The sequence below is a fragment of the Ruegeria sp. CH11 genome (genome assembly GCF_056537105.1).
Genome location: NZ_JBQFQX010000035.1, coordinates 1 through 8,203 on the forward strand (window position 1 = coordinate 1; position 8,203 = coordinate 8,203).

The window sequence follows — 8,203 nt, forward strand, 5'->3', positions numbered from 1 at the left end:
GGCGAGCCCTTCCGCCGCGACGCCATGAAAAAACCCGTCGCCGTCGCAGGTATCGAAGCTTCCGACATGACACCCCAAGTCGAGGCGTAAGTTCAGTCAATACAAAGACCCGGGCCTAGCAGGGCCCGGGACTCTATGGGCTTTCCCGCGGGGAAAGCCTGATTTTTTTGTTAGAGGACGCAAGATGCAAGATATGATTGCATCCCCATCACTGATGTCTAAATCCCAGACATTTGTGCGCAAGAACGGTCGCGGATTCCTTGTTTCCGTCGTTGTGGCCGTCGCAGCGAAATTTCTGTCCGAGCACTACGGCGCCCCGGCAATGCTGATGGCGCTGTTGCTGGGCATCGCGTTTCACTTCCTTGCCGAGGAAGACAGCGGAAGCTGCAAGCCCGGGATCGAATTCACCGCGCGCACCGTGTTGCGGTTTGGCGTGGCCCTGCTCGGGGCGCGTATTTCAGTCGAACTGATGATGAATCTCGGGTCTGATCTCATTCTTGTCGTGATTGCAGGCGTAATCCTAACGATCCTGTTTGGCCTTTTGGGTGCACGTCTGCTGGGCCGCGGCTGGCGGTTTGGAGTTTTGACTGGCGGGTCGGTTGCGATCTGCGGTGCTTCTGCGGCGATGGCGCTGTCAGCCATTCTGCCCAAGAACGAACATTCCGAGCGCAACCTTATCTTCACAGTGCTGTCCGTGACGGTGCTGTCGACCATTGCGATGATCGCCTATCCGATCCTGACTGAAGCCTTTGACTTCAACGACGAGATTTCAGGCGTGTTTCTGGGCGGAACGATCCACGATGTTGCACAGGTGGTTGGTGCGGGCTTTTCGGTTTCGGACCAAACCGGCGAAGTTGCCACGTTGGTCAAACTGATCCGTGTCGCCATGCTGGCTCCGGTGGTTTTGGTGATTTCAGCGCTTGTGCGCCGCCATGCTGAGTTTATCGACGAAGGCAAGCGCCCGCCGATCCTGCCCATGTTCGTGGTTGGCTTTCTTGTCTTTGCAACGCTCAATTCGCTGGGGCTGATCCCTGCGGTGGTGTCCGAAGCGATGTCCAGCCTCAGCCGTTGGGCGCTGCTTGTTTCGATTGCGGCGGTGGGGATGAAAACCTCGCTTAAGCGTATTCTGGACGTAGGCGGACAGGCCATCGTCCTGATCGTCGCCGAGACCATCTTTATCGCCCTGTTCGTTCTGATCGGCGTCTATCTGGTGCATTATTGAGATCTGACGACATAGGAATGCAACGCAAGGACATTTAGCTGAAATTCGAGGAAACAAATGACCGAACATGTACGCAATCTATACGACGCCCCGGAAACGCGCAGTGAACGCCGCCTTGCGGATATGCCTGATCGCGTGGTCGAGGGTGATCCGCATCACCAGGTCGGCATGCATTTTGTCAGCCCGGACAAAAAGCTTTCGGCGGGCACCTGGACGTCGACGCCAGGCAAGTGGCACGCATTCACGGATAAGGACGAGTACTGCTACATTGTGGAAGGACATTGCGCGCTGATCCACGAGGACGGAACGCGTCAGGACTTTCGTGCCGGGGCAAGCTTTTTGATACCAAACGGTTTTCGCGGGTATTGGGAGGTTGTGGAAACCACGACCAAGCATTTTGTAATACGCGATCTGAGCGCGGACGACTGAACCCGAAAACCTGGTTTCGATCCATTTCCGGGCGTTTCTGTTCAATAGACAGAAACGCCCGGTCGTTTACTCCAACGACACCCACAAAACACGGGCGTCTTCTTTGCTGGTCGAGATGCAGCCGTGTCCCATACTGCTGTCGTAATATAGCGAGTCACCGGCCTTCATCGGCAGGGGCCGATAGTGTTCCGACACAAAGATCAGCTCTCCGCTCAGCACATACAGGAACTCTTCGCCGCTGTGGCGTATCCAGTTTTCGAATTCGGAAAGATCGCGGGCTTTGATCGTCGCGATATATGGCAGCATGCGTTTGCTGGTCAGATCGGGACACAGCAACTCATGCAGGTAGGTGGACGTTTCCCGCCTGTCACCTTCACCCTTCGGGGTAAAGTCCCGGCGTCCTGAAATCCCGGTCTGCCCGGATTGCAGGAACAGCTGCGGGGTGCTCATGTCCAGCGCCTGAGTCAACCTTCGCACTATGTCGAAGCTGGGCCGGGTCTGGTTGTTCTCGATCTTGGATAGTGTCGAGCGCCCGATTCCCGCCGCGCGTCCGGCCTCTTCCAATGTCCACCCTTTTGCGCGTCGGGCATCCCGGATCGACAGCCCCAGCGCAGCGCCTTCGTCCTGTTCGTCCGGCCCGATGATGTCTTCTGAGCTGTCGTCGACCAAAGAAATCCCTCCCGTTTTCCAAAGGTTACCGGATTCCCCGGTAGCCGACAACGTATCTGTGATGAGATTTTTGTTGCCTTATGCAGACGAATTCCACTATAGGAAACAAAATTTCGTACTTGGGATTCGAGATTGCAGGAGGAGAACATGTTCACAAAACCGCTGAAGGATGCTGATCCGGTCATTGCGGCGTCGATCGCGCGCGAGGGACAGCGTCAGGCTGAGCAGATCGAGTTGATCGCGTCCGAGAACATCGTCTCGCAGGCCGTCATCGACGCGCAGGGTTCAGTACTGACCAACAAATACGCCGAGGGCTATCCGGGTCGTCGCTACTATGGCGGATGCGAATTTGTTGACGAGGTCGAAGCCGAAGCCATTGACCGGCTGAAGAAACTGTTCGGCTGTGAATTTGCAAATGTTCAGCCGCACTCGGGTGCGCAGGCAAACGGTGCGGTCAAGCTGGCGCTGCTCAGCCCCGGTGATACGATCCTGGGTATGTCGCTGGATGCTGGGGGCCATCTGACCCACGGTGCGAAACCCGCCCAGTCGGGAAAGTGGTTCCGTCCGATTCAGTATGGGCTGACCGATGCGGGTCTGATTGACTATGATCAGGTCGAGGCGCTGGCCAAAGCCGAAAAGCCCAAGCTGATCATCGCAGGGGCGTCTGCATATTCGCAAAAGATCGACTTTGCCCGGTTCCGCGCCATCGCGGATGAAGTCGGGGCCTGGTTGCTGGCCGACATGGCCCATATTGCCGGTCTGGTCGCCACCGGTCTGCATCCGTCGCCTGTTGGTCACGCGCATGTTGTCACATCTACCACTCACAAGACTCTGCGCGGCCCGCGCGGCGGGATCATTCTGACGAATGATGAGGCGCTGGCGAAAAAGCTGAACTCTGCCGTATTCCCCGGCCTTCAGGGCGGTCCGCTGATGCATGTGATTGCTGGCAAGGCCGTTGCGTTTGGCGAGGCGCTGAAGCCGGAATTCAAGGAATACATGCAGCGCGTCGTCGACAGCGCCTCTGCCTTGGCAAACGTCATGATGGCGCGCGGTTGCGATATCGTCTCGGGCGGGACCGAAAACCACCTGATGCTGGTTGATTTGCGTCCTGTCGGCGTGACCGGCAAAGACGCCGAAGCGGCACTGGAGCGCGCAGGCTTCACCTGCAACAAGAACAGCGTACCGGGCGATCCTGAGAAACCCACGGTGACAAGCGGCATCCGCCTGGGCACCGCCGCCGGATGCAGCCGCGGCTTTGGACCGGAAGAGTTCAAACAGATCGGCCACCTGATCGGCGACGTGCTGGACGCGCTGGCACAATCGCCAGAAGGGGACGCAGCCGTCGAGCAACAGACCCGTGAAAAGGTGCGCGCCCTCTGCGCAAGCCACCCGATTTACTGAGAGACGACCAAATGGCTTACGATCTTATCGTCATCGGGGGTGGACCGGGCGGCTATGTCGCTGCGATCCGCGCCGCGCAACTGGGCCTGAAAGTGGCCTGCGTCGAAGGCCGTGGTGCGCTTGGCGGGACCTGCCTGAATGTGGGGTGCATCCCCTCCAAAGCGTTGCTGACCTCTTCGGCCAAGTATGCCGAAATTGCACATCTCTCCTCGCACGGTATTGCGGTCGAGGGGGCCAGCATTGACCTGCCGGCGATGATGGGGCGCAAAGATAAGATCGTAGGCGATCTGACCAAAGGTATCGGGTTTCTTTTCAAGAAAAACGGCGTCGATCAGATCGAAGGTTGGGCCAGCATCCCAGCCAGCGGTCAGGTCAAGGTTGGCGATGATGTTTTTGAGGCCAAAAATATCCTGATCGCAACCGGCTCAGAACCCACTCCGCTGGGTGGTATCGATATGGATGAGAAGGACATCCTCAGCTCGACCGGCGCATTGGCGCTTGAGACGGTGCCGGATCATCTGGTGGTTGTCGGTGCCGGAGTGATCGGGCTGGAGCTTGGGCAAGTCTGGTCCCGCCTGGGGGCCAAGGTGACCGTGGTCGAATATCTGGACCGCGTGCTGCCCGGAATCGACGGCGAGATTGCGAAACTCGCACAGCGGGCATTGTCCAAGCGGGGCCTCAAGTTTCAGTTGGGCCGTGCGTTGAAATCTGTCGAAAAGACGGATGTAGGCCTGACGCTTACGCTCGATCGCGTTGGCAAAGACAAGGAAGAGGTGATCGAGGCCGACAAGGTTCTGATCGCCGTCGGTCGTCGCCCTGTGACGCGTGGCCTTGGCCTAGACGTGCTCGGCGTTGCCGTAAACCACCGCGGCTTTATCGAAGTGGATGGCACATTCCAGACTTCGGTTCCGGGTATCTTCGCGATCGGCGACTGCGTTGCCGGACCTATGCTGGCGCATAAGGCGGAAGAAGATGGCGTTGCATGTGTCGAGATGCTGGCCGGGCAGGGCGGGCACGTCGACTACAACACCGTTCCGGGCGTCGTATATACGGATCCCGAAATCGCCTCGGTCGGCGCAACTGAAGAAGCGCTGAAAGAGGCCGGTACTGAATACACGGTCGGCAAATTCGCCTTCATGGCCAACTCGCGCGCGCGCTCGACGGGTGAAACTGACGGTGCGGTAAAGGTGCTGGCCGATCTCAACGGCACAATCCTTGGGGCGCATATCTGCGGCGCTCATGGGGGCGATCTGATCGCCGAATTGGTTCTGGCCATGACCAAGGGCGCGACCGTGTCCGAGGTCGCCTCAACCTGTCACGCACACCCGGCCATGGGCGAGGCGGTCAAGGAAGCCTGCCTTGATGCCATGGGCCGCGCGATCCACGCGTAAGAGGGTCCAGCCAGATGACCATTCAGCTTCGTCCACGCCATCCCGAAAAGGCCAAAAGGGCCGACAGCGTCATTCCGCGCAAGCCCAACTGGATTCGCCGGAAAAAGATCGAAAGCGCCGAGTATTACGAGACCCGTCGCCTGATGCGCGCGCACGATCTGGCCACGGTTTGCGAAGAGGCCGCGTGCCCGAATATCGGCGAATGCTGGTCCAAACGCCATGCCACCATGATGATCATGGGCGAGGTCTGCACGCGCGGGTGTTCCTTCTGCAACGTCGCAACAGGCCGTCCGGACGCGTTGGACGCGTTCGAGCCCGGTCGCGTCGCGGCAGCGGTTAAGAAACTGGGTCTGCGCCATGTGGTCATCACCTCGGTCGATCGTGACGATCTGGCCGATGGCGGGGCGGAACATATCGCCCAGACGATCCGCGCCGTGCGCCACCAGAATCCGGGCACTACGGTTGAGGTGCTGACACCCGATTTTCTAGGCAAGGGCAACGCAGCCGATATTGTGTTCGAAGCGGCACCGGATGTGTTCAACCATAATCTCGAAACGGTTCCGCATTTGTATCCGACGGTTCGCCCCGGCGCGCGGTATTACGCCTCGCTGCGGCTGCTGGATGATGCCAAACGCGCCAACCCCGAGCTTTTCACCAAGTCGGGCCTGATGGTGGGGCTGGGAGAAACGCTCAGCGACGTGCGGCAGGTGATGGACGATCTGCGCGCCGCCAATGTCGATTTTCTGACCGTGGGTCAGTACCTGCAACCGACACCGAAACACCATCCAATTGATCGGTTCTGGGCACCAGAGGAGTTTGCTCAACTGGAACAGATCGCCCGATCCAAGGGCTTTCTGCACGTGTCGGCCACACCGCTGACCCGATCATCGTTCCACGCGGACGAAGACTTTGCCGCCCTCAAGCATGCCCGCCAACGGGCTCTGGCGAACAGGGCATAAACCCAACGCAAATGGGAGGGAAACCATGGAAGCGTTAAATTCAATCGTAGGGGCCATAAATGGCGTCGTATGGGGGCCGCTGATGCTGGTCCTCATTCTGGGCGTCGGCTTCTTCCTGCAGGTGGGGCTGAAATTCATGCCGATCCTGCGCATCGGCACAGGCTTCAGCCTGCTGTTCAAAGGCCGCGAAGGTCAGGGCGAAGGGCAGATCAGCCCGTTCAACGCGCTGATGACCTCGCTGTCGGCGACCATCGGTACGGGCAACATCGCTGGTGTCGCCACTGCTGTCTTCCTGGGCGGTCCGGGTGCATTGTTCTGGATGTGGATGACCGCCCTGGTGGGCATGGCCACCAAATATGCCGAAGCCGTCTGTGCGGTGAAATACCGTGAGAAGGACGAGCTGGGCAACTACGTCGGCGGCCCGATGTACTACATCAAGAACGGTCTTGGCGCGAAATGGGCCTGGCTGGGCGTCGCATTTGCCCTGTTCGGCGCAATTGCTGCCTTTGGCATCGGCAACGGTGTGCAGGCCAACGGCGTTGCACAGGTTCTGGAATCGAATTTTGGTGTAAACACTTCGGTCACCGGCGTTGTTCTGATGGTTCTGACCGCAGCCGTTATCCTGGGCGGCATCACCCGCATCGGTGCAGTCGCAGGTAAACTGGTTCCGGCCATGGCAATCGCCTACATCGTCGCCGGTCTTCTGGTTCTGATAATCAACATCGGAAATATCGGTAACGCTCTGTCGCTCGTCTTCACCTACGCATTCACCCCATCTGCCGCAGAAGGTGGATTTGCAGGTGCGGCTGTCTGGGCTGCGATCCGTTTTGGTGTGGCACGTGGTGTCTTCTCGAACGAAGCCGGTCTGGGTTCTGCTCCGATTGCGCACGCAGCGGCCGAAACCAAAGGCCCAGTAAACCAGGGTCTTATCGCGATGCTGGGTACGTTCATCGATACCATCATCGTGTGCTCGATCACCGGTCTGGCGATCATCTCCACAGGTGCATGGACATCCGGTGAATCCGGTGCGGCCTTGACCTCGCTGGCATTTGCCACGTCGCTGCCGGGTGGTGGTGCTCTGATCGCAATCGCTCTGTCGATCTTCGCCTTCACAACCATCCTCGGTTGGTCGTTCTACGGCGAAAAATGTGTCGAGTTCCTTCTGGGTGTCAAATCCCTGATGCCGTACCGTGTTCTGTGGATTGTCGCGATCTATTTCGGTGCAACGGCGGATCTTGGCTTTGTCTGGCTGCTGGCGGATACGTTGAACGCCATGATGGCCATTCCGAACCTGATCGCCTTGGCGCTGCTGAGCCCGATCGTCTTCAAACTGACGAAAGAGTTCTTCGCCTCGGGCGGCCAGTCCGAAGAGCCCGGCGGAACACCAGCCGAATAACATCGGCCCTGAACAAGCAGGGGGCCGTCTGGCCCCCTGACGTTGAAACAGAATTCCTATCTTGAGGAGAGACGCGATGGCCACGAAAATCCTGCTGCCCATTGATCACACCGACGACCGCTCGTGGAAACAGGCGCTGCCGGTCGCTTTGGAACAAGCGAAATTCTACGGTGCCGAGTTGCATGCGGTCGCTGTCATCCCCGAGATAATCCAACTACCGAACCTGCCCGCCAACTATGGCGCAGGCGCGAAAGACCATGTTCGCAACGCGGTTCAGGCGATCCTGGAAAATGGTGTCGCAGCCGACGTGACGGTGCATGTCGAAGAAGGTAGCGTTTATCGCGAAATCCTGAAACTCGCCCACAGGGAAGGCTTTGATCTGATCGTCATGGCCTCGACCAAAGGCGATTTTCCGAACTACGAAATTGGCCCGAACCTGGCCCGCGTCGTGCGCAACGCGCACTGCACCGTCATGGTCGTTCGCGACCAGTCCCGCTGATTGAAAGGTTGAGAAAAATGACAGATTTAAAACGCACTCCTCTTTATGCGCTGCACGTTGAGTTGGGGGGTAAGTTGGTTGATTTTGCGGGTTGGGAGATGCCTGTTCAGTATCCGTTGGGGATTATGGGAGAGCATAAGCAGTGCCGTGAGAAGGCGGCGGTGTTTGATGTGTCTCATATGGGTCAGGTGATTTTGCGGGGCGAGAATGTGGGTGAGAAGCTGGAAGCGCTTTGCC

General features: G+C 58.5%; 8 protein-coding genes and 1 pseudogene. 8 read left to right on the top strand and 1 reads right to left on the bottom strand.

Annotated elements, in window-relative coordinates; translation table 11 throughout:
* The first annotated feature begins 193 nt into the window (after positions 1-193).
* Positions 194-1,222 carry a YeiH family protein gene (locus ACR0LX_RS22640; protein ID WP_480785593.1) on the top strand — a complete coding sequence of 343 codons (1,029 nt, stop codon included), beginning with the start codon at positions 194-196 and terminating at the stop codon, positions 1,220-1,222.
* A 57-nt stretch (positions 1,223-1,279) separates the two neighbouring features.
* Positions 1,280-1,651, top strand: a complete 372-nt coding sequence (locus ACR0LX_RS22645) for a cupin domain-containing protein (RefSeq protein ID WP_480785587.1) — start codon at positions 1,280-1,282, stop codon at positions 1,649-1,651.
* Positions 1,652-1,717: 66 nt separating this feature from the next.
* Here the strand turns inward: ACR0LX_RS22645 and ACR0LX_RS22650 are convergent, their stop codons facing one another.
* Complete coding sequence (locus tag ACR0LX_RS22650) at positions 1,718-2,320, bottom strand: helix-turn-helix domain-containing protein (protein ID WP_480785588.1); 603 nt, start codon at positions 2,318-2,320, stop codon at positions 1,718-1,720.
* A gap of 147 nt (positions 2,321-2,467) precedes the next feature.
* Here ACR0LX_RS22650 and glyA point away from each other — a divergent pair, with 147 nt between their 5' ends.
* The 6 genes and pseudogenes from glyA to gcvT all read left to right on the top strand — a co-directional run.
* Entirely contained in the window at positions 2,468-3,721 is a 1,254-nt protein-coding gene (gene glyA, locus ACR0LX_RS22655) for a serine hydroxymethyltransferase (protein WP_480785589.1), read from the top strand.
* Positions 3,722-3,732: 11 nt separating this feature from the next.
* Entirely contained in the window at positions 3,733-5,112 is a 1,380-nt protein-coding gene (gene lpdA / locus ACR0LX_RS22660; RefSeq protein WP_480785590.1) for a dihydrolipoyl dehydrogenase, read from the top strand.
* 14 nt (positions 5,113-5,126) lie between these two features.
* Positions 5,127-6,071 (top strand): lipoyl synthase, encoded by a 945-nt coding sequence (lipA, locus tag ACR0LX_RS22665; RefSeq protein ID WP_480785591.1) that lies wholly within the window; start codon positions 5,127-5,129, stop codon positions 6,069-6,071.
* A 25-nt stretch (positions 6,072-6,096) separates the two neighbouring features.
* Positions 6,097-7,467, top strand: coding sequence for an alanine/glycine:cation symporter family protein (locus ACR0LX_RS22670; RefSeq protein WP_480580371.1), 1,371 nt, complete (start codon positions 6,097-6,099; stop codon positions 7,465-7,467).
* 76 nt (positions 7,468-7,543) lie between these two features.
* Positions 7,544-7,966: a universal stress protein gene (locus tag ACR0LX_RS22675; RefSeq protein ID WP_480785592.1), complete on the top strand. Its 423-nt coding sequence runs from the start codon at positions 7,544-7,546 to the stop codon at positions 7,964-7,966.
* 17 nt (positions 7,967-7,983) lie between these two features.
* Positions 7,984-8,203: pseudogene (gene gcvT / locus ACR0LX_RS22680) on the top strand (glycine cleavage system aminomethyltransferase GcvT); the annotation flags it as partial.

Bases quoted from the DNA above. Each gene is read 5' to 3' on its own strand.
- ACR0LX_RS22640 (WP_480785593.1), top strand. From the start codon at position 194: ATGATTGCATCCCCATCACTGATGTCTAAATCCCAGACATTTGTGCGC.
- ACR0LX_RS22645 (WP_480785587.1), top strand. From the start codon at position 1,280: ATGACCGAACATGTACGCAATCTATACGACGCCCCGGAAACGCGCAGT.
- glyA (WP_480785589.1), top strand. From the start codon at position 2,468: ATGTTCACAAAACCGCTGAAGGATGCTGATCCGGTCATTGCGGCGTCG.
- lpdA (WP_480785590.1), top strand. From the start codon at position 3,733: ATGGCTTACGATCTTATCGTCATCGGGGGTGGACCGGGCGGCTATGTC.
- lipA (WP_480785591.1), top strand. From the start codon at position 5,127: ATGACCATTCAGCTTCGTCCACGCCATCCCGAAAAGGCCAAAAGGGCC.
- ACR0LX_RS22670 (WP_480580371.1), top strand. From the start codon at position 6,097: ATGGAAGCGTTAAATTCAATCGTAGGGGCCATAAATGGCGTCGTATGG.
- ACR0LX_RS22675 (WP_480785592.1), top strand. From the start codon at position 7,544: ATGGCCACGAAAATCCTGCTGCCCATTGATCACACCGACGACCGCTCG.